The organism is Streptomyces purpureus, from assembly GCF_014648195.1.
Lineage (GTDB): Bacteria > Actinomycetota > Actinomycetes > Streptomycetales > Streptomycetaceae > Streptomyces > Streptomyces purpureus.
Genome location: NZ_BMQQ01000007.1, coordinates 134,269 through 158,946 on the forward strand (window position 1 = coordinate 134,269; position 24,678 = coordinate 158,946).

18 protein-coding genes and 3 pseudogenes are annotated in these 24,678 nt (G+C 73.0%); 11 read left to right on the top strand and 10 right to left on the bottom strand.

Annotation, left to right across the window (positions count from 1 at the left end):
• Positions 1–201 precede the first annotated feature (201 nt).
• Positions 202–1,080: a LysR family transcriptional regulator gene (locus tag IEZ01_RS11930; RefSeq protein WP_052185608.1), complete on the bottom strand. Its 879-nt coding sequence runs from the start codon at positions 1,078–1,080 to the stop codon at positions 202–204.
• Positions 1,081–1,218: 138 nt separating this feature from the next.
• Here IEZ01_RS11930 and IEZ01_RS11935 point away from each other — a divergent pair, with 138 nt between their 5' ends.
• Together IEZ01_RS11935 and IEZ01_RS11940 are read left to right on the top strand one after the other, a co-directional pair.
• On the top strand, positions 1,219–1,764 hold the full coding sequence (locus IEZ01_RS11935; RefSeq protein ID WP_019884060.1) for a type 1 glutamine amidotransferase domain-containing protein: 546 nt from the start codon (positions 1,219–1,221) through the stop codon (positions 1,762–1,764).
• Between the two features lie 11 nt (positions 1,765–1,775).
• A complete protein-coding gene (locus IEZ01_RS11940; protein WP_019884059.1) occupies positions 1,776–1,943 on the top strand; it encodes a hypothetical protein in 168 nt (55 codons plus the stop codon).
• A gap of 50 nt (positions 1,944–1,993) precedes the next feature.
• Here the strand turns inward: IEZ01_RS11940 and IEZ01_RS11945 are convergent, their stop codons facing one another.
• Positions 1,994–2,617 (bottom strand): TetR/AcrR family transcriptional regulator, encoded by a 624-nt coding sequence (locus IEZ01_RS11945; RefSeq protein ID WP_028797202.1) that lies wholly within the window; start codon positions 2,615–2,617, stop codon positions 1,994–1,996.
• An 81-nt stretch (positions 2,618–2,698) separates the two neighbouring features.
• Between IEZ01_RS11945 and IEZ01_RS11950 the strand changes: the two genes are divergently transcribed.
• Positions 2,699–3,133: a VOC family protein gene (locus IEZ01_RS11950; protein WP_019884057.1), complete on the top strand. Its 435-nt coding sequence runs from the start codon at positions 2,699–2,701 to the stop codon at positions 3,131–3,133.
• Positions 3,134–3,158: 25 nt separating this feature from the next.
• Here the strand turns inward: IEZ01_RS11950 and IEZ01_RS11955 are convergent.
• Together IEZ01_RS11955 and IEZ01_RS11960 are read right to left on the bottom strand one after the other, a co-directional pair.
• Positions 3,159–3,752: pseudogene (locus IEZ01_RS11955) on the bottom strand (Rossmann-fold NAD(P)-binding domain-containing protein); the annotation flags it as partial.
• Between the two features lie 129 nt (positions 3,753–3,881).
• Positions 3,882–5,201 carry a DUF6777 domain-containing protein gene (locus tag IEZ01_RS11960; RefSeq protein WP_106959761.1) on the bottom strand — a complete coding sequence of 440 codons (1,320 nt, stop codon included), beginning with the start codon at positions 5,199–5,201 and terminating at the stop codon, positions 3,882–3,884.
• Between the two features lie 189 nt (positions 5,202–5,390).
• On the opposite strand from IEZ01_RS11960, the pseudogene IEZ01_RS11965 reads away from it, so the two are divergent.
• Positions 5,391–6,648, top strand: a pseudogene (locus IEZ01_RS11965) (streptophobe family protein).
• 82 nt (positions 6,649–6,730) lie between these two features.
• Here the strand turns inward: IEZ01_RS11965 and IEZ01_RS11970 are convergent.
• From IEZ01_RS11970 to IEZ01_RS11980, 3 genes are read right to left on the bottom strand one after another with little or no spacing between them, the layout of a single operon-like run.
• Positions 6,731–7,747 (bottom strand): serine/threonine-protein kinase, encoded by a 1,017-nt coding sequence (locus tag IEZ01_RS11970; protein ID WP_189201578.1) that lies wholly within the window; start codon positions 7,745–7,747, stop codon positions 6,731–6,733.
• On the bottom strand, positions 7,747–8,478 hold the full coding sequence (locus tag IEZ01_RS11975) for a hypothetical protein (protein WP_189201580.1): 732 nt from the start codon (positions 8,476–8,478) through the stop codon (positions 7,747–7,749). Before IEZ01_RS11975 ends, IEZ01_RS11970 begins: the two co-directional genes overlap by 1 nt.
• Before the next feature lie 27 nt (positions 8,479–8,505).
• On the bottom strand, positions 8,506–11,043 hold the full coding sequence (locus IEZ01_RS11980; protein WP_189201582.1) for an FHA domain-containing protein: 2,538 nt from the start codon (positions 11,041–11,043) through the stop codon (positions 8,506–8,508).
• Positions 11,044–11,199: 156 nt separating this feature from the next.
• Between IEZ01_RS11980 and IEZ01_RS11985 the strand changes: the two genes are divergently transcribed.
• The 3 genes from IEZ01_RS11985 (at position 11,200) to IEZ01_RS11995 (ending at position 14,667) form a co-directional block, all read left to right on the top strand.
• A complete protein-coding gene (locus IEZ01_RS11985; protein WP_229832895.1) occupies positions 11,200–12,387 on the top strand; it encodes an amidinotransferase in 1,188 nt (395 codons plus the stop codon).
• A 108-nt stretch (positions 12,388–12,495) separates the two neighbouring features.
• The gene (locus tag IEZ01_RS11990) at positions 12,496–13,170 is read left to right on the top strand and encodes a ThuA domain-containing protein (protein ID WP_019884049.1); all 675 of its coding nucleotides are present in this window, start codon (positions 12,496–12,498) and stop codon (positions 13,168–13,170) included.
• Between the two features lie 102 nt (positions 13,171–13,272).
• Positions 13,273–14,667 carry an NADP-dependent succinic semialdehyde dehydrogenase gene (locus IEZ01_RS11995; protein WP_019884048.1) on the top strand — a complete coding sequence of 465 codons (1,395 nt, stop codon included), beginning with the start codon at positions 13,273–13,275 and terminating at the stop codon, positions 14,665–14,667.
• 9 nt (positions 14,668–14,676) lie between these two features.
• On the opposite strand, the gene IEZ01_RS12000 is transcribed toward IEZ01_RS11995, so the two are convergent.
• Positions 14,677–15,696 carry a PHP domain-containing protein gene (locus IEZ01_RS12000; protein WP_189201584.1) on the bottom strand — a complete coding sequence of 340 codons (1,020 nt, stop codon included), beginning with the start codon at positions 15,694–15,696 and terminating at the stop codon, positions 14,677–14,679.
• Positions 15,697–15,712: 16 nt separating this feature from the next.
• The gene (locus IEZ01_RS12005; RefSeq protein ID WP_019884046.1) at positions 15,713–17,860 is read right to left on the bottom strand and encodes a SpoIIE family protein phosphatase; all 2,148 of its coding nucleotides are present in this window, start codon (positions 17,858–17,860) and stop codon (positions 15,713–15,715) included.
• A 306-nt stretch (positions 17,861–18,166) separates the two neighbouring features.
• Here IEZ01_RS12005 and IEZ01_RS34810 point away from each other — a divergent pair.
• Positions 18,167–19,208 (top strand): annotated as a pseudogene (locus IEZ01_RS34810) (AfsR/SARP family transcriptional regulator); the annotation flags it as partial.
• Positions 19,209–20,364: 1,156 nt separating this feature from the next.
• Positions 20,365–20,565, top strand: coding sequence for a hypothetical protein (locus tag IEZ01_RS12015; RefSeq protein WP_019884044.1), 201 nt, complete (start codon positions 20,365–20,367; stop codon positions 20,563–20,565).
• Between the two features lie 95 nt (positions 20,566–20,660).
• On the opposite strand, the gene IEZ01_RS12020 is transcribed toward IEZ01_RS12015, so the two are convergent.
• Positions 20,661–22,058 (bottom strand): HEAT repeat domain-containing protein, encoded by a 1,398-nt coding sequence (locus IEZ01_RS12020; protein ID WP_189201586.1) that lies wholly within the window; start codon positions 22,056–22,058, stop codon positions 20,661–20,663.
• 216 nt (positions 22,059–22,274) lie between these two features.
• Between IEZ01_RS12020 and IEZ01_RS12025 the strand changes: the two genes are divergently transcribed.
• Both IEZ01_RS12025 and IEZ01_RS12030 read left to right on the top strand, forming a co-directional pair.
• Complete coding sequence (locus tag IEZ01_RS12025; protein WP_019884042.1) at positions 22,275–23,450, top strand: acyl-CoA dehydrogenase family protein; 1,176 nt, start codon at positions 22,275–22,277, stop codon at positions 23,448–23,450.
• 561 nt (positions 23,451–24,011) lie between these two features.
• On the top strand, positions 24,012–24,641 hold the full coding sequence (locus IEZ01_RS12030) for a YybH family protein (RefSeq protein ID WP_019884041.1): 630 nt from the start codon (positions 24,012–24,014) through the stop codon (positions 24,639–24,641).
• Positions 24,642–24,678 lie beyond the last annotated feature (37 nt).

Consider the following 24,678-nt stretch of genomic DNA (forward strand, 5'->3'; position numbering starts at 1 on the left):
GTCCGTTCGGCCACGCCGTACGGCCCAGGTCAGGCCATCCGCGCGCCGTGCGGCGCAGGTCAGCCCCCGCGCGCGATGCGGCCCAGATCAGGCACGTGGGAAGCGGTACGCCCAGGTCAGCCGGCCCGCGCCCCGTACGGGTCGGGCCCATGTCCGTGCCGTACGGTCCAGGTCATGTGACCCGCCCGCCGTACGCCCAGGTCAGGCCACCCGTAGCCCCTCGGCCACTTCCTCGACCACCGCGCCGGTCCCCTCCGCCCAGATCAGCGCGTGCACCAGGGCGGGAGCGCCCTCCAGCGGGCGCCAGGCGAGCCCTTCTCCGTCCGCCAGCGCCCACCGCGGCCGTAGCGCCACCAGCCGGGGCTCGCTGCGCAGCTCGGTGACGAAGAGGTTCCGGCGGGGCGGACGGGCCCGTAGCCGAGGCCACCAGCCGGCCGCATGGCACACGGACAGTACGTCGTCGTGGTAGCCGGGCGCCAGATCGCGCGGGAACCAGAGCAGTTCCTCGCCGTCCAGATCCTCCCAGGTGAGCCGGGATTTGGCGGCGAGCGGATGGTCGTGCGCGACCAGCACCCCCAGCCGCTCCTCGCTCACCGGCGCGGTCCGCAGGCCGCCGGTGTCGGCGGGCAGGACGACCAGGCCCGCCTCCAGCGCCCCGTGCCGTACGGCACAGAGCTGGTCGGCCGTCGGCACGTCCAGCAGTTCGAGGGTGCGCTCCCGGTCCTTGAAGGACCGCCAGAGCCGTTCGACGACGGTGTGCGGGCTGCCCGGGGTGACCCCCATCCGGATCACCTGCCCCGCCGACGCCTCCCGCACCGACCGCGCGGCGGCCCGGGCCGTCTCCAGCAGCGCGCGGGCGTACGGCACCAGCGCCAGCCCCGCCGGGGTGGGCTCCATCCCGGCGGGGGTGCGGTGGAAGAGCGGCGCGCCGAGCGTCCGCTCCAGCGCGATGATCTGCTCGCTCAGCGACGACGAGCGCAGCCCGAGGGCCTCGGCGGCGCGGGTGAGGTTGCCCTCCTGTACGACCGCCTCGAAGTACCGCACCTGTCGTAGCTCCACACCCGCCCCCGCCAAGATCATCCAGCCTGGTCCCGACTCTAGACCTGGCCTCGCGGCCCTCGGCCCCGGGGGGTACAAAGCCGTGTGAAGCGGCCGGACACGGGCAGACGCGCGACTGGAGGACTACCGCACCACGACGAGCGCGAAGGAAGTGAGCGTATGCGCGTCGCGTTCCTGATGGCTCCCGAGGGAGTCGAACAGATCGAACTGACGGAGCCCTGGCAGGCCGTCCTGGACGCCGGTGGACAGCCGTCCCTGCTGTCCACCAAACCGGGCCGCGTCCAGGCCTTCAAGCACCTGGACAAGGCCGACACCTTCCCCGTGGACGCGACGGTCGCCGACAGCTCGGTCGAGGACTACGACGCCCTGGTCCTGCCTGGCGGCCTCGCCAACCCCGACGCGCTGCGGCTGGACGCGGCCGCAGTGGGGTTCGTACGGGACTTCTTCGGGGCGGGCAAACCCGTCGCCGCGATCTGCCACGGGCCCTGGACGCTGGTGGAGGCCGACGTCGTACGCGGCCGGACCCTCACCTCCTGGCCCAGTGTGCGTACCGACATCCGCAACGCCGGCGGGACCTGGGTGGACGAGGAGGCCGTGGTCTGCCACGCCGCCCCCGCCACGCTGGTCACCAGCCGCAAACCGGCCGACCTGAAGGCGTTCAACAAGGCGTTCCTGGCCGAGTTCGCCGCCCTGAGCAGCCGGTAGGAGGTGCCACCATGACCCAGCCCCCGCCGGACGGACCGGGCCCGGTGCCCACCAGCCCCGATCCCGTCCCGCACGACCCCCAGCCGCCCGAACCCGACACGGACGAGCCCCGCGCGCCGGAGGAACCTCCTACCGACCCGGAGACCGGCGACCGTCCCGTGCCGGAACCGCCGGACTAGACACGACATCGCACGGCACGACCTGGCCCGGCCCCTGACCTGGGGCCGGGTCAGCGGCTCGTCAGGGCCGCGCGCTCGATGCCCAGCTCACGGGCGAGCGCGTCGTCCGCCCAGTCCAGCATCCTGACGCGGGTGAGCCCGCCGGGTCCGCCGGCGTACGACGTCATCTGGACGGCGAGACCGTCCAGGAGTGCGGTCAGGCGCCAGGCCGCGTCGGCCGGGGACGCGCAGCGGAACTCGCCCGAAGCCGCGCCCTCGGCGATCACGTCGGTCAGCGCGGCCTTCCACTGCTGGTCCAGGTCGCGGGTGACCGCGCGCAGCCCGGGCTCCCGCAGAGCGGCCCCCCAGCCTTCGATCCACAGCCGCCAGCCCTTGGCCCGCCCGGTCGGCGCGTACCACCGCATCGCGGCGTGCAGCCGGCGTACGGCGGTGGTGCGGCGGCCGAGCAGTTTGCGCAGATGGGCCAGATCGCTCTGGGCGGCGTACGCGAAGGCCGCGGCGACGAGCTTCTCCTTGGAGGAGAAGTGGTACAGCACCAGCGCGTTGCTCACCCCGAGGGCGGAGGCGACATCGGCGATCCGGACCGCCGTCACCCCGCGCGCCTCGATCTGTTCGACGGCGGCGCGCAGCATCTCCTCGCGCCGTTCCTCCACGCTCAAGCGAACTCTGGCCACGGCGTCACAGTACACAGCGCCACGACACCCCCGGCCCGGGCGCAGCCCCCTCTTCCGGGCCTGGCTGACTAGGGTCGGCCCATGGCCTATGTCTTCCAGGTGACCGTCGACTCGAACGAACCCCACGCGCTCGCCGACTGGTGGGCGGACGCCCTCGGCTGGGAGGTCGAGCCCAGCGACGAGCCGTTCATCCGCCGGATGGTCGCCGAAGGCGCGGCCACCGAGGACGACACGACCACCCACCGCGGCACGCTGGTGTGGAAGGCGGGCGCGGGGATCCGCCACCCGGAAGGGTTGGACCGAGCGCCCCGTATCGTCTTCCAGCTCGTCCCGGAGCCCAAGCAGGTCAAGAACCGCATCCATCTGGACGTCCGCACCGGCGGCGACGACCCCGAGGCCGTCGTCGAACGGCTCCTCTCCCGTGGCGCGACCTTCCTCCACCACGGCAGCCAGGGCCCGTACACCTGGACCACCCTGGCCGACCCGGCGGGCAACGAGTTCTGCATCTCCCACTGAGGCCCGGGCGTCCCGGGGCGCCGACCTAGTCGTACCAGCCGAACCGCTCCGCGATCAGGGGCAGCCGGTCCTCGGCCAGGGCGTGGGCTGCGGCCCGGGGGGTGGTGACCCCGTGCTCGGCGCGGGTCAGCATGTCGTCGACGAGTGACCGCATCGACCGCCTGATGTGTGCGAACGCCTGCTGCGCGTCGGCGCCGATGTCGCCGAAGAGGGTCCACCACCACCAGGCGTTGGTGGCGGAGTTGACGACGACGTCCGGCAGGACGGTGATCCCGCGCGCCGCGAGGAGCTCCTCGGCCTCCGGCAGGACTGGCATGTTGGCGGCCTCGACGACCCAACGCGCCCTGACCCGCGCCTGGTTGGCGGTGTCGACGGCGTACGAGACGGCGGCCGGTACGAGCACCTCCGCGTCGGCCGACAGCCAGGCGTCCCGGGGCAGTTCCAGGTCGCCGGGGCGGAGCGGGCCCCGGTCCACGGTGCCGTGGCGGTCGCGCGCGGCGAGCAGCGCCTCGATGCCGAGGCCGTCGGGGTGGGCGATCGTGCCCCTGACGTCGGCGACGGCGACGACGCGCAGTCCGGCGGCGGCCAGGAACCGGGCCGTGGCCCCGCCCATCGTGCCGTCGGTCTCGTCGCCGCGGGCGCGGGCGGGCTCGTCGTCACGGTCATCGGGGGGCCTCCTCGGGAACGGTGACGAGGGTAGGCCCCGGTGTGCGCGGTGTGTCAACGAGCCCGGTTACTGACTCCCCATTCAGTTCGGCGGTGCGGGTGAGAGGGGCGAGGGCGGGGCTTCCTCGGGCGAATCGGGCGGCGGCGGGCTGTCCGCCGTCTCGGTGGCGGGGGAGCCGTTCTGTGTGTCCGGCTCAGGTGACACGGTGTCCGGCTCGGTCGGGGGCCCGGTGTCCGGCGACGGCGGCTCCGGGGACCGGGGCCCGGGCGAGCGGGGCTCGGGGGAGCGGGTGTCGGGCGAGGCGGTGTCCGGAGACTTGGGGGCCGGGGTGCGGGTGGTGGGCGGACAGGGCATCGCGGTGCCGGTGTACTCGCCGTTGCCCGTCACCGTGACGCAGGGTGCCGGCCCGACGGTATTCGGAGGCATCGGTGACGCCGGAATCGGCGGCTGCTTCGGCGGGCGGGTCTCCTTGTCCTTCTTGCCCTGGTCGCCGCGCTCCCGCGCCACCCATTCGCGGTTCTTCTGGTCGTAGATCACGAAGACCTTCACGACCGTCGCCGACGGCCGGACGAAGACCGTCCCGGCCGGGCGGTAGGCCGGCCAGGCGGCACCCTTGGGCTGCGGGTTGGCCTGGGCCACCGGCTCCTTGAGCGGGTTGCCGCAGGCGCAGCGGACCCGCGGCACGCCCCGGCTGTCGACGAGGACCGCGGTCCCGGCCTGCAGGACGGCCTGGTAGGCGTTGGCGCGCCCGTCCCGGTAGCCGTGGTTGGTGACACGGGTGTCGTACCGCAGCTGCACAGGCGTCAGCCCGCGCAGATACCCGGCGACGGCGTCCGGCTGGAGGCCGAGAACCGACGCGAACGACGCCTTCTTGGCCGGTTCGGCGTCGAGATACCCGACCTGCCGTTCGACGTCGCAGCTGGCGACGTTCCGGGTGCCGCCGTACAACCCGGGCGACGATCCGGTCACCCCGCGCGTCGTGTTCGTCCCGCCCTGGGTGGGGCTCGGGATCGGGGCGGGCGACTGCGGCACGGCGTTCTCGTCGACGGTCGACTTCGTGTACGGATCGGAGCCCTCCGCGGCCGCGGCCTCCAGGAACACCTCGCCGCCGCCTCCCGCCGCGCCGCCTCCGCCGCCTCCGTCCGAACGGGTGAGCACGACGGTCAGGGCGACCGCCGCGACGATCACCGCGGTGAGCGCGGCGACCTTCGGCACGGACCGCCACCACGGACCTTCGCGCCCGCCCTCGCCACCGGGACCCGAGGGCCCGCCCCGGCCCCCCGGGGGAGAGGGCGGCGGGGGCGGACCGGCCTGCCCCGGCCCGGAGGAGGAGCCGGCGGGGCCGGACAGAGGGCCCGAGGGAGGACCGGTCGGGCGGCCGGAGGGAGGCTCGGAAGTCACGTTTCATCCCTTTCTTCCGGATCTGCGCCATTGTGTGGTCGCACGCCCCTCGCCGCACGGCGGGGCGGGGCGGGCCGGGGGTGCGTCGGCGGTCCCGGGGGGCGCCGCCCGCATGGCCGCTCCGGCGGGCGAGGGCGCGGGGGGCGGCCTAGCGTGGGCAGGGTGAGCCGTCAGGGACCCACCGCCGCCATGACCGGCGCTCAGCGCGCCGCGTACGACTGGCGCGACGCCCTCGTCGCCGTGGTCGCCGGATTCCTTGCCATGATCGTCTTCGCGTCGCTGGGTCTGTGGGCCGCCGGCGCCGCGGACCTGCCCGACGGCTCATTCCCCAGCGTGGTCGCCGCCGTCGTCGTGATGGCCGCGGGCGGCTCCGTCGACGTGACCGGCGGGGCGGGGCCCTTCGCCGGGACCGAGGCGGAGCTGACCGCCATGCCCCTCACCGTCACGCTGGCCGGCGCCCTCGCCACCGGCGTCGCCTTCCTGCGCCCCCTGCGCCACCGGGCCATCGCCTCGACCGGCGAACTCCTCGCCCGGATCGCCCGGACGACGCTGCTCTGGCTGGCCGCCCTCGTCGGCGCCGCCGCCCTCGCCCGGCACACCTTCGGCATCACCCCCGACCTCGGCCAGGACCCCGCGTCCGAGTTCTTCGGCGAGCTGCTCGAAGACGCCATCACCGTCGGTTTCGAGGCCGACATGGGCCCGACCGTCCTCTTCGGGCTCCTGTGGATCCTCGGCGTCCTCGCCATGGCCCTGCTCGTCTCCCGCACGGCGCCCCTCCCGGCGCGGTTCGTCCGCTACCAGGAGCCGGTCCGCCCCGCCGCCTTCGCGATGCTCCTCCTGCTGCTCGCGTGCACCGTCGTGGGCCTGGTCATCGGGCTCGTCGTGGCCGCCACCCGCGGCCATCCGGCCGAGACGTTCGCCGTGATCCTGCTCGGCCTGCCCAACGTCTCATGGCTCGCGCTCGGCCTCGGCATCGGCGCCTCCTGGGAGGGCAAGGTCGACGGCCCGTTCGGGCTGCCCATGCCGCACATCCTCGACCAGGTGCTCCGCGGCCGCGAGAACACCACCCTCGACCTGAACGCGCTCACCTCCTACGACCAGCGCGCCTGGTGGCTGGTGCCCATCGCCGCCGTCCTCCTGCTCGCCGCCGCGTTCGTCATGGCCGTACGCTCCCCGGCGCGGATGCGGCTTGTGGCAGCACGCCCTCCACCTCGGCGTCGCCTTCGCGCTGACCCTCCTCGTCATCGGCCCGGTCACCCGGATCTCCGCCCGCTACGGCCTCTCGCTCCTCGGCATCGGCGACATCGAGGGCCTCGGCGGCGAGGTCCTGCTGCGACCGCATCCGTGGGCCGCGGCGGGCCTGGCCCTTCTGTGGGGCCTGGTCGCCGGGTTCCTCGGCGGCCTGCTCGCCTGGCGCGTGCGCCGCCGCGGCGAGGTCCAGGACTGACCCCTCCGGCCCACGGACAGCCACGGACGGCGCCTCCCACTGACCCGTCCGGCCCCCCCCGCACAGCCAGGGACGGTCGCCCTCACAGCCGCCCGCGGAACACCGGCATCGCCCACCTCGGCGGCTCCGGCGGCGGCCCCGGCGGCGGAGGCGGGGTCCCCGGGACGGACCGGCGACGCCGGTCACGCCCCCGGTCCCGGCCCGTCTCCGCGTCCCGTACCGCCGCCCGCACCTCGGAGACGAACTCCAGGCAGGTGCCGTACCGCTCCTCCGGGGACTTGGCCAGCGCCTTCGCCAGGACGTCGTCGAGCCCGGCGGGCAGGCCCGGACGCTCCCCGGTCAGCGGCGGCGGCGGATCGTACTGATGCGCCCAGAGCAGCGCCATGTCGTCGTCGCGGCGGAACGGCGGCACCCCCGCCAAGGTCTCGTAGACGACACACGCGAGGCTGTACACATCGCAGCGCCCGTCCACCGGCTTGCCGGAGATCTGCTCCGGAGCCACGTAGTCGAGGGTCCCCACGAACTGGCCCACGCTTGTGAACCCGGTCAGCGACAGCGACTTCTTCGTCAGCCCGAAGTCGGTGAGGTACGCGTGCTCCGGACGGTCGCTGTCGATCCCCGCGGCGATCAGGATGTTGCCCGGCTTCACATCGCGGTGCACCAGATCGTGCGCGTGCGCCGCGTCCAGCGCCGAGGCCACCTGCAGGGCGATCCGGGCCGCCTTGTCGGGCGGCAGCGGCCCCTCCCGGTCCAGCAGCGCCCGCAGGTCCTGCCCGGCGACGTACCGCATGGCGATGTACAGCAGCCCCTCCGTCTCACCGGCCTCGAAGACCGGCACGATGTGCGGATGGTCGATGGCGGCGGCCACCCGGGACTCGTGGGCGAACCGCTTGCGGAAGGTGTCGTTGCGGGCGAGCTCCGGCGCGAGCAGCTTCAGCGCGACCGTCCGGTCCAGCCGCAGGTCCCGCGCCCGATAGACCACCGCCATGCCGCCGCGGCCGATCTCGCCCTCCACGCGGTAGCCCGCGATCTGCTTCCCCAGCAGCCCGGACGGCCGCCCGGCGGGCAGATCGGGGTCGGTCGTACCCGGCTCCGCCATCAGCCCTCACCCGCCCCGGCGCGCCCGTCCCGTTCCCCCGGGTCCACCTCCTGGGTCGGCCGCGGCTCGCCCCCGGCCTCCGGGATGTCGGGCATCTGGGTGACCACCCGCGTCGGCTCGTGCCCCACCACCCCCGCGGGGGCCGTGTCGGGCCGTGGCGGCGCATCGAAGGCCACGGAGGCGGGCGCGGGCTCCGAGGGGGGCGGGGGAGCGGCGGCGGACGGTCCCGACGAGGCCGCGTACGTGGTCAGATGGGTGCCGTCGCAGTAGACCCAGCGCTCGTGTTCGGCGTCGTACAGCCACACCGCCTCGCCGTCGACGACCATCCCCACGCGCAGCCCCCGCGTCCGCCGCCGGAACGCCTCCCGGTCCGCCTTCCCCGCGACCAGGTCCTCGGCGGCCCGCCGGAAGCGGCCGATCGACTCCTCCGCGCGGCCGATCAGCGGCCGCGGGTCGGCGGTCCTGCCCAGCGGCTGCCCGGCGGCCGGCGGCTCCGTCGGCACGGGGATCAGGAGCCGCCCGTCGACCCAGGCGGACCAGCCGTTGGCGCACACGATCCGCCCCCAGTCACCCACCCGGTCCACCAACTGCACCGGCAGGAACGGGTCGAGCGGCTCGGTCGGCAGGGCGGGGTCGGGAGCCTCCCAGGCGGGCAGGCCGTCACGCGGTACGACATGGGTCGGCCGGAAGTCCGGCACCACAGGACCGACGGAGCTGACGGGAAACGCCATGAGCAGCGCCTACTTTCGCTACCTTCGCTACTTACGCATGATCACGGGCTCGTGCCGGCGCAGCAGCCTCGCCACCACGAAGCCGAGCACCACGGACAGCACCACCAGCATCCCCATGTCGAGCAGCCACGCCCCCAGGGTGTGCTCGAACAGCGGATCGCCGGTCTTCTCGTTGGGGGCGATCTTCCCGATGTCGATGGTGGCGCCCATCGCGCCGAACGCCCACCGGGACGGCACCAGCCACGCCAGCTGCTCGATGACCGGCGAGCCCTGGACGGTGAGCAGTCCACCGCAGAACACCACCTGGACGATGGCGAGCAGTACGAGGAGGGGCATCGTGACCTCCTCCTTGCGCACCAGCGCGGAGACGAACAGGCCCAGCATCATCGCCGTGAACGACAGCATCGCCACCGCGAGCGTCAGCTCCACCAGCGGCGGCATCAGCACACCCTTGCCGTCCGGGACGTTGAGGGGGACGCCGATGAGGCCGACCAGCGTCAGCACGACGGCCTGGACGACCGTGACCGTACCGAGCACGACGATCTTGGACATCAGATACGCGGATCTGGACAGGCCGACGGCTCTCTCCCGGCGGTAGATCGTCCGCTCCTTCACCAGCTCCCGCACCGCGTTGGCGGCGCCGGTAAGCACCCCGCCCACACAGAGGATGAGCAGCACGTTCATCGTCGACTCGGGGCCGAACGAGCCTTCGGACAGGGCGCGGGCCATCGCGCCCATCACGAACGGCAGCGCGATCATGATCGCCAGGAAGGTCCGGTCGGCGCCGAGCGCGGCCGCGTACCGCCGTACGAGCGTACGCAGCTGCGCGCCCCAGCTCTGCGCCTTCGGCGGCGGGGCGGGCGGGGAGACGTCCGGCCGGGCGGCGCCCGCCGGCGGCGGACGCCGCAGGGCGCCCGCGATGTACTGCTGGTGGAAGGGGGAGTGGCGGTACTGCCCCGCCCAGTCCCGCTCCCGGTCGTTCTCGAACGCCTCGAACGCCTCGGGCCACTGCGTGTAGCCGAAGAAGGCGAGACTTTCCTCCGGCGGACCGTAGAAGGCGATCCGGCCGCCCGGCGCGAGGACGAGAAGCCGGTCGCAGACGTCCAGGCTGAGCACGCTGTGGGTGACGACCACGACCGTACGGCCGTCGTCGGCGAGCCCGCGCAGCATGTGCATCACGGAGCGGTCCATGCCCGGGTCGAGCCCGGAGGTCGGTTCGTCCAGGAAGAGCAGCGACGGCTTGGTGAGCAGTTCGAGCGCCACGCTCACCCGTTTGCGCTGGCCGCCGGAGAGGGAGTGGATCGGCTGGTCCGCGCGCTGCTCCAGGCCGAGCTCGCGGATGACCTCGTCGACCCGGGCCCGGCGTTCCGCCTTCGCGGTGTCCTCGGGGAAGCGCAGCTCGGCGGCGTATCCGAGGGCGCGCCGGACGCTGAGCTGGAGATGCAGGATGTCGTCCTGCGGGACGAGCCCGATGCGCTGGCGCAGTTCGGCGTAGTCGCGGTACAGGTCGCGGCCGTCGTACAGCACCGAGCCGTGGTCGGCGGGCCGCAGCCCGGTCAGGGCGTTGAGCAGGGTGGACTTGCCGGCGCCGCTCGGCCCGACGACGGCCAGCAGGCACTTCTGCCCGACCGGGAACGACACCTGGTCGAGGAGGGTCCTACGCCCCCGGTCGACGGTGACCGCCAGGTCCTCGACGTCGAGACAGACCTCGCCGGTGTCCGTGAACTCGACCAGGTTGTCGCCGATGAGGCAGAGCGCGCGGTGGCCGATGCCCACGATGTCGTGGGGGGTGACGCGGGCGTGGGTGACCCGGGCTCCGTTGAGGAAGGTGCCGTTGTGGCTGCCGAGGTCGTCGATCCAGTACGTGCCGTCCGGATGGGCGCGCAGCTCGGCGTGGTGGCGGGAGACGACGAGATCGTCGATGACGAGGTCGTTGTCGGCGCCACGCCCGATCCGTACGGTCCGCGTGGGCAGGGGCCGGACGGAGGTCGGCTGCCGGAAGGTGCCGGTGGCGTCCGGGTGCGAGACGGACGAGGGGCGGGGCGGCGCGGCGAGGGGCGCCGACCGGAGACCGGCGTCGTACTCGGGCGGGGACTCGGATTCGGGCGGGGCTGTGAATTCGGGCGGAGCCTCGGATACGGGCGGCACCGCGAAATCGGGCGGAGCCTCGTATTCGGGCGCGGGTTCCGCGGAGACCTCGGCCTCGGGTGGCGGAGGGGCCGGGGGAGGCTCGGGTGGCGGGGGCACATGACCGGTGAGGACCGCGCGGGGGCCGTCGTCGGGGTGGCCGAACCGGATGACGCTGCCGGGGCCCACCCCCCAGTCGTGGATCCGGTGGCCCTCGGTGAAGGTGCCGTTGGTGCTGTCCTCGTCCGTCAGCGTCCAGTGGTCGCCCTCCGCCCGCAGCACGGCGTGATGCCAGGAAATCCGGGCATCGGCCAGCACGATGTCGCTCAAGGGGTCGCGCCCGATGCGGTAGACCCGGCTCGGGCTCATCACGGTGGAGTCCCCGTCGATGTCGAGGACCAACTCCGGTGCGGGGGGCACGACGGGACGCTCTCCCATGCCGAAAATTTTAGCTTTTCGTCCACAAATGCGCCCTGGGAGGAGCGCCGGAAGCGGCGGCACGGCCATTCGCCCCGGTTCAGGTCTCATTCCACCGATCCGGGTAAGCATGGGAGAGAGTGTGTTCCCGACGTCCTTGATCGAAAGCGGTTGACCATGGCGGTGGAGGAGAGGCCCGGCACTTCGACGACGACTGGGGCGGTGGACGGTGTGCCGTACGGCTCATCGGCCAGGACCGGCACGGACGCGGAAGCCCTCGTCTCCCCGGTCAATTCGCACAACGAATGGGATCCGCTGGAGGAGGTCCTCGTCGGACACCTCGAAGGCGCCACGATTCCCTCCGACCACCCGGTCGTGACCTGCAACATTCCCCCCTGGGCGGCGCGGTTGCAGGGGCTGGCCGCCGGCTTCGGGTATCCGCGCCGGCTCACCGATCCGGCGCGGGAGGAGCTCGACCAGTTCGTCGCCCTCCTGCGGTCCCTCGGCATCACGGTCACCCGCCCGGACCCCTTGGATCACAAGCAGCGCTTCCGCACCCCCGACTGGTCGTCGCGCGGCTTCGCCAACAGCTGCCCCCGCGACAGCATGCTCGTCATCGGCGACGAGATCATCGAGACACCGATGGCCTGGCCCTGCCGGTACTTCGAGACCCACGCCTATCGCGGGATCGTCAAGGACTACTTCCGGCGCGGCGCGCGCTGGACGTCCGCCCCGAAGCCGCAGTTGACCGACGAGCTCTTCGACCCGGACTTCCGCGTCCCCCGGGGCGACGAGCCCATGCGCTACATCCTCACCGAGTTCGAGCCGGTGTTCGACGCCGCGGACTTCGTACGCGCGGGACGCGACCTGTTCGTCACCCGAAGCAACGTCACCAACCGGATGGGCATCGACTGGCTGCGCCGCCATCTGGGACCGGGCTACCGCATCCACGAGATCGAGAGCCGCTGCCGGATGCCCATGCACATCGACACGACGTTCCTGCCGCTCGCCCCCGGCAAGGTCCTGGTCAACCCCGAATACGTCGACATCGACCGTCTCCCGCCCATGCTGAACTCGTGGGACATCCTGATCGCCCCCGAGCCCAACCCCATCGACGAGCGCCTGCTGAAGCTCACCTCGATCTGCGGCAAGTGGCTCAGCATGAACGTCCTCATGATCGACGACAGGCGGGTCATCGCCGAGCGGCACCACACGAACATGCTGCGCGCACTGGAGAGCTGGGGGTTCGAGCCGATCCCCTGCGACCTGCTGCACTACGCGCCGTTCGGCGGATCGTTCCACTGCGCGACCCTCGACATCCGCCGCCGGGGGACGCTCGAATCGTATTTCCCCGACAGCCCCTGACAGGGACCCATCGCCTCGGCCCTTGTTGTCCCTTGTCCCTCGGCCATCGGTCCCACTAGGTTCGGAGCCTGTAGAAAGCGCTCTCCCCGCCCCGCCTGGAGGCCGGCGTTGCCGCGCACCGAACTGATCGTCTACACCCGCACACTCGGCTACCGCCACGACTCCATCCCGGCCGGGGCCCAGGCGCTCGCCGAACTCGCCGCCGAGCTGGGCCTGCGCGCGGAAGTGACCGAGGAGCCGGGGGTCTTCACCGCAGCCCGGCTCGCGCGCTGCGCCGCCGTCGCGTTCCTCTCCACCACCGGGCCGGTCCTCGACGACACCGGGCGCGCCGCCCTGGAACCGTACGTGCGAGACGCGGGCGGCGGCTTCCTCGCCGTCCACGCCGCCGCCAACGCCGAACCGGACTGGCCCTTCTACCGCACCCTGCTCGGCACCCGCTTCGACGGGCACCCGGAGATCCAGCCCGCCGAGATCAGCGTGGCCGATCCGCACCACCCCGCCACCGCCCATCTCCCGGCCCGCTGGCGCTGGACCGACGAGTGGTACAACTTCACCGCGCACCCCCGCGACGCCGGCGTCCACGTACTGGCCCGGGTGGACGAGTCCACGTACCGCGGGGGCACCCTCGGCCCCGACCATCCGCTCGCCTGGTGCCACCCGGTCGGCCGCGGACGCGCCCTGTTCACCGCCCTCGGCCACGCCACGGAGGCCTACGCCCACCCCGACTTCCGCGCCCACCTGTCCGGCGCGCTGCGCTGGGTGACGGGGACGGGCCGCGCCTGACCCGCGTTGCGGGCGGGCGCCCCAGGCGGCAGGGTCGAAGAGGCGACCGACCCACGACGAGGCCCCCTGCCCGGCGACAGGTCCCAGCGACGAGGAGGACCCATGCCCATCGCCACGGTGAATCCCGCGACCGGCGAGACCCTGCGCACGTACGAGGCCCTCGGCCCCGAAGCCGTCGAACGGTGCCTCGCCGACGCCGAGGCCGCCTTCCGGGCGTACCGCACCACCGGATTCGCCGAGCGCGCCGAGCTGCTCAACCGCGCCGCCGCTCTCCTGGAGGAGGACCAGGAGGACATCGCGCGCACCATGACCACCGAGATGGGCAAACCCCTCGTCGCCGCCCGCGCCGAGGCGGCCAAGTGCGCCAAGGCCATGCGGTGGTACGCCGCCAACGCCGAGTCCCTCCTCGCCGACGAGTACCCGGCCGACTCGGACGTCCGCGACTCGGGCGCCTCCAAGGCTCGCGCCCACTACCGGCCCATGGGCGTGATCCTCGCCGTCATGCCCTGGAACTTCCCGCTCTGGCAGGTCGTACGGTTCGCCGCCCCCGCCCTCATGGCCGGCAACGTCGGTCTCCTCAAACACGCCTCCAACGTCCCGCAGACCGCGCTCTACCTCGGCGAACTCTTCCACCGCGCCGGCTACCCCCGCGGCTGCTTCCAGACCCTGCTGATCGGCTCCGGAGACGTCGAGACCGTTCTGCGCGACCCCAGGGTGGCCGCGGCCACCCTCACGGGCAGCGAACCGGCCGGGCGCGCGGTCGCCTCCGTCGCCGGCGACGAGGTGAAGAAGACGGTCCTGGAACTGGGCGGCAGCGACCCGTACGTGGTGATGCCGTCGGCCGACATCCCCAAGGCCGCCAAGACCGCCGTCACCGCGCGCGTGCAGAACAACGGCCAGTCCTGCATCGCCGCCAAGCGCTTCATCGTCCACACCGACGTGTACGACGAGTTCGCCGAACGGTTCACCGCGGGCATGGCCGGGCTCGCCGTGGGCGACCCGCTGCTCTCCTCCACCGACGTCGGGCCCCTCGCCACCGAGCAGGGCCGCGGCGACGTGGAGGCCCTCGTCGACGACGCCCTCCGCAAGGGCGCCACGGTGCTGTGCGGCGGCCGGCGCCCGCCCGAGCAGCCGCGCGGCTGGTTCTACGAGCCCACGGTCCTCACCGACGTCGGCCCGGCGATGCGCATCGACCAGGAGGAGGCCTTCGGGCCGGTCGCCACGCTCTACCGGGTCGCGAGCCTCGACGAGGCCGTCGACCGGGCCAACCACACCCCCTTCGGCCTCAGTTCCAACGTCTGGACCCGCGACGACACCGAGATCGCCCGCTTCGTGCGCGACCTCCAGGCCGGTGGCATCTTCTTCAACGGCATGACCGCCTCCCACCCGGCCTTCCCCTTCGGCGGCGTCAAACGCTCCGGCTACGGCCGCGAGCTGTCGGGCCACGGCATCCGTGAGTTCTGCAACGTCACGACCGTGTGGCACGGAGCCGAGTAGCCGTAACGGTCAGGAGTCGTCCGCCGAGCCCGCCCACTCCACCAGCCGGTCCGCCGACCAGGTGTTGATCACCCGCTCGGGTGGGACCCCGCACTCCTCCGCCCGGGCACAGCCGAAGATCTGCCAGTCCAGCTGACCCGGGGCGTGGGCGTCCGTGTCGACGGCGAAAAGGGTGCCCGCGTCGAGGGCGCGGTGGATCAGGCGGCGCGGCGGATCCAGGCGCTCCGGACGGCTGTTGATCTCGACCGCCGTGCCGGACTCCGCGCACGCCTCGAACACGCGGTCCGCGTCGAAGGTGGACTCCGGCCGGCCCCGGCCGGTGATCAGCCGGCCCGTGCAGTGGCCGAGCACGTCCATCAGCGGATTGCGGACGGCCTTCACCATCCGCCGGGTCATCGCGGGCGCGTCCATCCGCAGTTTCGAGTGGACCGACGCCACCACGAGATCGAGCTGTTCGAGGAGCTCCGGCTCCTGGTCCAGGGAGCCGTCCAGCAGGATGTCGCACTCGATGCCCGTCAACAGCCGGAACGGCGCCCACCGTTCGTTGAGCTCCGCCACCACCTCCAGCTGTTCACGCAGCCGCTCGGGCGACAGACCACGGGCGACGGTCAGCCGCGGCGAGTGGTCGGTCAGCACCGCCCACTCGTGGCCGAGCGCCGCCGCCGCCCGCCCCATCGCCTCGATCGACGAGCCGCCGTCCGACCAGTCGGAGTGCAGATGGCAGTCCCCGCGCAGCGCGGCCCGTAGCCGCTCACCGCTCTCCGTCCGGGGCAGCGGGGCCTCCTCCTCCAACCGGACCAGATAGGAGGGCACTTCACCGGCGAGCGCCTCCCGTACGACCTTCGCCGTCTTCGGTCCGATGCCCTTGACGTCCTCCAGCGTCCCGGCCGCGGCGCGGCGCTCGGCCTCACCCGGCGCCATCGCCGCGACCGCCTCCGCCGCGCCGCGGAACGCGCGGACGCGGTACGTCGGTTCCTGGGACCGCTCCAGCAGGAACGCGATCCGGTCCAGCGCCGCCACCGGGTCCATCGCCGACCTCCTTACGTCAGCGGAAGCCGCCGTGGCCGGACCCGCCGTGCCCGGTGCCGTTGCCCCGGCCGCCCCGCTCCGGCCCGATCTCGCACCACACCGCCTTGCCCTCGCCGCGCGGCTCCACGCCCCAGCGGGTGGCCAGCGCGTCCAGGAGCAGCAGCCCGCGCCCGGAGGTCGCCGCCTCGCCGGGCGTACGCCGCCGGGGCCAGGCGCTGGAGCGGTCCTGCACCGACAGACGCACCCGCCGCACCGGCTCCGGCAGCACCTCCAGCGTCAGCACCGCACCGCCCTCGGTGTGCAGCAGGACGTTCACCAGCAGCTCGCCCGTGATCAGCTCCGCGTCGTCGGCGAGCGCGCCCATGTCCCAGTCCCGCAGCGCCTGCGAGACGGCCGCCCGGGCGTCCGACAGGCCCTGCGGATCGGCCTGGTGGATGTACTGGTGGATGCGGGGGGCGCGCGGCGTCCCCGGGTCGGGGCTGCGCCGCAGCACCAGCAGCGCCACGTCGTCGCCGGAACCCCAGCGCTCCCACAGCTGTTCGGAGAGATGGTCCGCGAGCGCCTCCGCCTGCGGCGGCCCGCTGCTCACGGCGTCCGACAGGGCCTGGAGACCGGTGTCGATGTCGGACCCCGGCTGCTCGACCAGACCGTCCGTGCACAGCACCAGCGTCTCGCCGGGCACCAGGTCGAGCCGTGTCTCGGGGAACTCCTCGTCGCCGAAGACCGACGCCACGCCGAGCGGCAGCCCGCCCCGCAGCTTCGGAATGCCCACCCGGCCGTCCGTGTGCCGGATCAGCGGGCCCAGATGCCCGGCCCGCACCGCCCGTACCGTCCCGGTCGACAGATCCACCTGCGCGTACGTGCAGGTCGCGAACCGGGCCGTGTCCAGCTCGGCGAGGAAGCGCGAGGCCCGCGCCAGCACCGTCGACGGCGCGTGCCCCTCGCCCGCGTACGCCCGGAGCGCGATCCGCAACTGCCCCATGATCGCGGCGGCGTGCGTGTCATGGCCCTGGACGTCGCCCACGACGATCCCGACCCGGCCGCGCGGCAGGGAGACGACGTCGTACCAGTCCCCGCCGACCTGACGGCCGCTCCACGCCGCGTGGTAGCGGACCGCGATCTCCCCGCCGGCGATCTCCGGGATCCGGCGCGGCAGCATCGTCGACTGGAGCCCCGTCGCCAGCTCCCGCTCCTCGTCGAAGAGGATCGCCCGCTGGAGGGACTGCGCGACGATCGCGGCCAGGCCGAGGCAGAGATTGCGTTCGTCGGCGGTGAAGGCCGTACGGCCCCGGTAGAACAGTGCCATGCCGCCGAGCGAACGGGCCTGCGCGACCAGCGGCAGGTACGCGGCGGCCCGGAACTTCAACCGCCCCACGTACGGCGCGAGCGCCGGATAGTCCCGGCCGAGGTTGGCGAAGTTGCTGATGAACAACGGCCGCCCGCCGAGGACCGTCTCGGCCAGCGGCGTCCCGTGCTCCAGCCGCCGCGTGCCGAAGTCGTCCAGGACCTCCAGCGACTCACCGCTCAGCGCGATGACGTTCACCGAACCGTTCTCGACCAGGCCGAGCGCCAGACCGTCCGCACCGAGCCGGGCCAGCCCGCCCGGTCCGGTCAGCGCCGCCGTGACGTCGTCCACGGTCACCGCGCGTGAGAGGGCGTGGGTGGTGCGCTCGACGATGCTGGTCTGCACCTGCCGCCGCTTTTCCAGCTCCAGGACGAAGGCCGAATGGGTGACCTCGGCCGTCGTGTCCCGCACGATGCCGACGATGCGGTGCGCCTGGCCCGTGGCGTCCCGAAGGATGCGGGCCTGCACATGGGTCCACTGCTCGCCGCCGTCCTCGCGGGGAATGCGGAAATGCGCGGTGTACGAGGACCGGCCGCTGGAGAGCGCCTCGCGGATGACCGCGTCCAGCCGGGCACGCTCGTCCGGCTCGAGCCGGTGCACCAGCGAGGCCGGGCGGGAGTCGAACGTCTCCGGGTCCAGCCCGAAGACCAGCAGACCCGCCTCGTCGACATCGATGGTCGCGGAGTCCAGGTCCCAGTCGAAACTGCCGGTGCGGTTCATGGCGAGCCGCTCCATGGGCCCGATCTCGCCGCCATGCTGCCCGTCCGGTGCCGGGCGCGGCGGCGAGCCGATGCGCTGTCGCCGGTCGTCGTCGGTCATCCCCCCCATTGTCGAACCCGGTGACCCGGAATGCCATGGCGACGACACGGCGAACCATCGACACGAAAGGCTGTTTCCACCCCAGGAGCCGCCCGTACGGCCGAGCCTGACGGCGGGGCCGGTGGGCCGGACGGGGCCACGCGCGGGTGCGGCGCCGCCGCCCGGGCGGCGCGGCGGCCATGGTGGTCCGGCCTCGCCGACGGCGTGCCGTCTGCGGCGCCCCTGCATACGCAGGCGCCCACGGGGGCGGGGAGCAGGGCCGGTCACCGGCCAAGGGCTGCCGTTACGACAGGGGAGAATGGGCCGGTGATCACGGACTACCGCGTACTGGGGGCCACCCGGGCCCTTCGGCCGGACGGGGGCGAGGTGCCGGTCGGCGGGGCACGGCTGCGGGCGTTGCTGGCCGCGCTGGCCGCCGTCGGCGGGCGTGTGGTCGGGGCAGGTGCGCTGGCGGAGCAGGTCTGGGGCGAGGACGAGGAGCCACCCGGCGACGCGCACGCGGCGCTCCAGGCTCTGGTCGGACGATTGCGGCGGGCACTGGGGCGGGACGCCGTCGTCTCGGCGGCCGGGGGCTACCGGCTCGCCGCCGATCCGGACGCCGTCGACCTCTTCCGCTTCGAACGCCTCGCCGCCGAAGGCTCCGACGCCCTCGCCGCGGGCGACCCGGCCACGGCCGCCCGGCTCCTCGACGACGCCCTCGCCCTGTGGCGCGGCCCCCCGTCCTCGCCGACCTGCCCGGCCGCGCCGGCGACCCGCTCGTCGTCCGCGCCGAACGCCGCCACACCGAAGCCCGCCGCGACCGCCTCGCCGCCGACGTGGTGCTCGGCCGCGCCACCCACACCCTCGTACCGCTCGCCGCCCTCACCGCCGAGCATCCCCTGGACGAACCCCTCCAGGCCCTGCGGATCCGCGCCCTGCGCGCGGCCGGACGGCAGGCCGAGGCACTGCAGGCGTACGAGGACGTCCGCACCGCCCTCGCCGACCGGCTCAGCACCGACCCGGCCCCGAGCTGCGCACCCTCCACGCCGAGCTGCTCACCGCACAGCCGAGGCGCGCTCCCGCCCCGCCCGCCCGGCTCACCTCCTTTGTCGGCCGGGACACCGAACTCGCGGATCTGACCGAGGAGTTGACCACCCACCGCCTGATCACCCTGCTGGGCGCGGGCGGTGTGGGCAAGACCCGGCTCTCCCTGGAGGCCGCCCTCGCCGCCCGCCCCGACATCTGGCAGGACGGCCCGTACGTCGCCGAACTCGCCCCCGTCCGCGACGCCGACAGTGTCCCGGAGGCCGTCCTCACCGCACTCGGCGCCCGCGAGACCCACGTCGCGGCCTGCCGCGCCGAGAAACTCGACTGGGAGCTCGGTTTTCTCCTCCTCATGCGGGCCAAACTCCTCCACGACGCCTCCGGCGACGCCGACGAGGCGCTGGCCATTTTCGAGGCCGCCCAGGACGCGTGGGGCATCGCCGAGTCGCTCTGCGCGCGCGGCGAGGCCAACGAACGGGCCGGCCGCGACCGGGAGGCGGCCGCGGACTTCGCCGCGGCCATGCGCGCCGCCGCGGACATCGGCGCCCGCACGCAGGTGCCCGTCTTCAAGGCCCGCCTCGCCGGCCTGCGCCTCACCACGGCGAGCGACACCCAGGAACGCGAGCGGGCCGAGCGGATGCTCGTCGAAGCTGCCGACGAGGCAGACGAGTTCGGTACGGAGGGCGTCTCCACGGCGCGGCTGCTGCTCCTGCACCACTACGCCCGCACGGACCGCCACGGCCCTGCCCGTGAGCAACTACGCCGCATCGAGGACCGGTTCGGCGACCACACCCCCGGCCTGTTCCGCGGCATGGCCCTCAGTCTGCACGGCTGGCTGGACTGCCTCGACGGCGCCTGCGAGCGGGCCGCCGCCCGCCTCACCCGCGCCGTCCACGCCCTGGAGCCGCTCGCCTACCTCGTCGCGCCGTACGTCGTCGTCGGCCAGTTCCCCGCGGCCGCCTGGGCCAAGGCGGCCGTCGGCCCGGCGGAGGACGGCGCCCGCCTCCTCGGCGCGTACGACCGGCACAGCGGCATGCCAGGGGGCCCGGCTTCCGCCCCTTCGGCGAGGCGACCGAGCGGGCCATCCGCGCGCGCCGAATCCGCCGTGCGCGCCGCGCTCCCCGCGACGGGCTACACGCACGCCTACGAGGAGGGCCGCGCCCTAGGGATCCGGGAGGCGGCCGCCCTGGTGTGAGACTCGGGTCGCGCGGGGAGTCACCGACCGTCGCGGTGCGCCACGCTCCGTACGGGCTTGTGGCCCACCGGGCCGAAAGCCGGCCGCGCTCCCTGGATCAGCCGGTTCAGGAGCTCCTCGGGCACCGGATCGGGCCGCAGCCGCCGCATCGCGCGCGTGGTGGAGGCGCCACCGCCGCGCCCGGATGCGGGACCGGGCGCGTGGTGGAGGCGCCACCGCCGCGCCCGGATGCGGGACCGGTGGCAGGAAACGAGAATGACCACATCCGGACGAACGAGGAGGCGGCATGAACGCTGAGTCCGATTCGACCTCGAAGCGGCAGGGCCCGACCCCCGACAGCATCCTGCACACCGGCTCGGAGGGCGAATTCGCCGCCGAGGATCTGGTGCTGGCGTCGGGCCGGGACATCACACCCGAAAACCTCGCCTGGGCCGAGCGGCGTATGGCCGAACGAGGCCGGGCATCCCTCGACGAGCTGTTGCCCTGACAGCGGCCCCGCCGCTGTACCCCTGATCGATCCGCAGGGCGCCGCCGCCCCGCGCGGCGGCGCACACCTCTGTCCAGACCTTCCCGCGCTCCTGATCAGGACGGGGCCGGGGCCACCCCCGCCAGATCCAGCAGCCCGTGCATCAGCTCCACCGGCAGGGCGGGATTGAACGCTGCCGCCTGCGGCTCCCCGTCCTCGTCGAGCAGCTCGACCAGCCGCCCGTACGGCAGCCGCGGATCGCGCGCGGCATGGTCGCGGACCAGGCGTGACGGGTCGCGCGAGAGGCGCTCGACCAGCTCAGGGCTCCGTTCCGGGTCGAAGAGCGCCGCGTGCCGCAGCCAGTCGTCCGGGTCGTCCGCGAACCGCGCGAGGCCCGGCCGGGCGAAGTGGGGGCGGTGGAGGAGGGTGCCCTTGCTCAGCCCGTCCCAGCTCCTGAGCATCTCCACCAGCAGCTCGTGCGGAGCCTGCTTCCCCCCGCACAGCGTCAGCCGGACGAAGTAGTCCTCGTCGAAGGCCAGCAACTCAACGACATCGTCCGGGAGTTCGGGCGCCACGGCGACGGCGCGCCGCAGCAGTACGTGCGAGGAGGCGGCGAGCTCCCGCAGCGCGTCCGGGTCCCCGTACCGCTCCTTGATCCAGTCCGGCACGGGACGCGACCCCTCCGGCGCGGTGTAGTCGATCGCGGCGCGCTGCTCCTCGGTCAGATCGGCACGGAGCGAGAGGCTCAGCCGGACCCAGTCGTCGGCGTCGGCGGCGAGCGAGAGGGCGAGGCCGGTGGGCAGGTGCGGATTGCGGGCGGCCCCGGCGCGTATACCGGCGTCCTCGTGCGTCACGAGCAGCCGGGCGAGGCCCTCGTCGACGGCGGCCTCGTACGCGGCGTCCCGTCGGCGCCGCTCGTCCGTCTCGACCCGGAAGGCATCGACCGTCGTCGGCAGCGGCGCCTCGACCCGCGTGGCCCGCTCGACCGCCTTACGTATCTCCGGGTCGGGGTCGGCCTCGGCGGCGGCGCGCACCTCGGGCCGCAGCCGGGGCCAGCTCCAGGCGGAGAGCGCGGCGGCCCGTACCCGCGGATCGGGATCCTCGGCCAGGGCCAGGGTCTCGTCGTCGGGCAGCCCCGGGAGCGCCCCGGCCCAGTGGCGCACCCTCGGCTCCGGATCGTGGGCGAGTCTCCGTACGGTGTCGAGGCCCAGCTCCACGCCGTGGTGCTCCGCCGTGAACACGACGGTGGCCCGGACCCGGGTCTCCGGGTCGTCGGCCAGCAGCGTCAGCACCGCCGGGTCCGGGTTCTCGGCGAGCATCCGACGCGTCTTCGGGTCGGGGTGGGCCGCGGCGGCCCGGGCCGCCGCTGGCGTCAGCCTGCTCCAGCTGAGCCAGCGCCCCTCCTTGGGCAGGGGGTTCACCGTGAAGACCCGCCGCGCGACGGACTCGGGGGCCGCCTCGTTCACGGCGAGCCCCAGGATCCACGCCGCGTGCAGCGCCGTCCTCCCGCTCAACTACCAGCGTGCCGCAGCTCGTTCGGATTCCGTCGCGTCCGGGTCCGCGAACGCCGTCCGCATCAGCTGATCTCCCATGACGGCAATCCTCTCAGCCCCGCCGGCAGGCCCCCGCGCACCCCTTCCGGATTGTTGTAACAGGTTCTACTCTTGCGCCCGCCGCGGTGAACCGGCGCGGACGGCGGACATGAGCGCGAGACGACGCCTGGAGGGGCCGTGCACCTCGAATACACGCCTGAACAGCAGCGGTTGCGCACCGAACTGCGCGCCTACTTCGACGCGCTGGTCCCCGACAACGTCTACGCCCGCTACGCCGACCCCGCCGCCCAGAAGCGCTTCTACCGCGAGACCATCCGCCGTCTCGGCGCGGACGGCTGGCTCGGGGTCGGCTGGCCGACGGAGTACGGCGGACGCGGACTGACCCCGATGGAACAGTTCATCTTCTTCGACGAGGCCGCCCAGGCCGGCGTCCCCCTGCCGCTGATGGCGCTCAACACCGTCGGCCCCACGCTCATGCGGTTCGGCACGGCCGAGCAGAAGGCGTACTTCCTGCCGAAGATCCTCTCCGGTGAGATCGACTTCGCGATCGGCTACAGCGAACCCGACGCGGGCACGGACCTCGCCGCGCTCAAGACCCGGGCCGTCCGGGACGGCGACGAGTACGTCGTCGACGGCCAGAAGATCTGGACCACCAACGGCGACACCGCCGACTGGGTCTGGCTCGCCGTCCGCACCGACCCGGACGCCCCGTCCCACAAGGGCATCACGATGCTGCTGGTGCCGACGTCCGACCCCGGCTACTCCTGCACCCTCATCAACACCCTCGCCTCGCACGACACCACCGCCAGCTACTACGAGAACATCCGCGTCCCCGTCAGCCGCCGGGTCGGCGAGGAGAACCAGGGCTGGCGGCTGATCACCAACCAGCTCAACCACGAGCGCGTCACCCTCGCCGCCCACGGCACCATGGCCATCCGCGCCCTCCATGACGTCCAGCGCTGGGCCGTGGACACCAAACTCGCCGACGGCCGCCGCGTCGTCGACCTGGCCTGGGTCAGGCGGCGCCTCGCGCAGACCCACACCCGGCTCGACGCCATGAAGCTCCTCAACTGGCAGATGGTGAACGCCGTCCAGACCGGCACGCTCACCCCACAGGACGCCTCCGCCGTCAAGGTGTACGGCTCCGAGGCCCGGCGCGACGCCTACGCCTGGCTGATGGAGATCGCCGGGGCGGCCGGCGCGCTCAAGGAGGGCTCGGCGGGCGCGGTCCACGGCGAACTGGAACGCGGCTACCGCTCGGCCGTCATCTTCACCTTCGGCGGCGGCAACAACGAGATCCAGCGCGAGATCATCTCCTGGATCGGCCTGGGGATGCCGCGCGTCCGCCGCTGAGGGATCCGATCACAGGTCTATTCGGGCAGGTCGCGTCGGGGAAGTGGATATTGAACGAGCCGCCTACAGGGCCGCTCACCCCGTGGCCGGAACGCTGCTTTCCCTTTCCTTTACTCAGGGGTGATCTGCGCTGCTTGATCATTTCACTGACAGTAATTATATGTACGCGACATCTGGCGTGGCGCCGGTCGGTGGATGCTTATCCCGCCTGGAGATACCGCGTCAAATCGGGCGAAAATGGGGGCATGGATCGCCGGAATGGGAGCTTCCCGGCCACCGGGCGCCCGGCTCGCCGATTTGATCATTGCTGGACGGCGTTCCAGGAACGGTGAAAGCCGCAGGTCATCCCGGCGCGGTCAATATTCCGCTTCAAGGTCTGCCCGGACGAAATAACACACCGACGCCCTCGGTATTCATATAAGCGTTGACAGGGGCTCGTTCCGGACTGTTGTATGACTGCCATCAAGGGGGCGGGATGGCAAACGGGGGGCCAGTCCGAGGGTCCAACGCCGCAGACGCGCTGCATTTACCTGTTGCCATCTCCAGGTTCGGGGAGATGTTATGAGCAAAATCAAGCACACGCTGCCGATCGCTGCCGCGGCCATTGTTCTGACGGCCGGGAGCATCGCCGGACCCAGCTTCATCAAGACCGAGTCGGCGGCCGCGAGCACCTCGCCTACCGCCGAGACTCCGGGCGACACCGAGACGCCGGCGGAGGCCACGGCGGCGCGTACGGGCGCGAAGACCCCCGACGAGTTGCTGAAGCTCCTGGGCGAGCGGATCAAGGCCAAGGATGTCGAGGGGATCATCGCCCTGCATGAGCGCGAAGCGGCGATCGTCAATTACGACGGATCGATCATCAGGGGCCACAAGGAAATACGGGCGTTCTACGTCGAGTGGTTCAATTTGGATCCGGTGCTCGTCGTCAACCCTCGCCAGACCGTGCTGGCAGGAGGGAAGCGCACCGGGGACGGCAAGGTGCGTAACCGCACAGCCGCCATCATGGGCGACTACTCCCTGGAGCAGAACGCGGCGGACGGCACCCGCGAGAGCTTCACCGGGAATTTCTGCGACACCGTGCAGGAGCAGCCGAACGGTACGTGGCTGTACGTCCAGGACAACCCGTACCCGCCGCACGGTGGCGCGGCCCCGGCGGCCCGCCGTGGGGGACCGGCGGCCGCCCACCACTGATCCGACCGCCTCGGTGGTATCGGTTTCATTCTGCTCA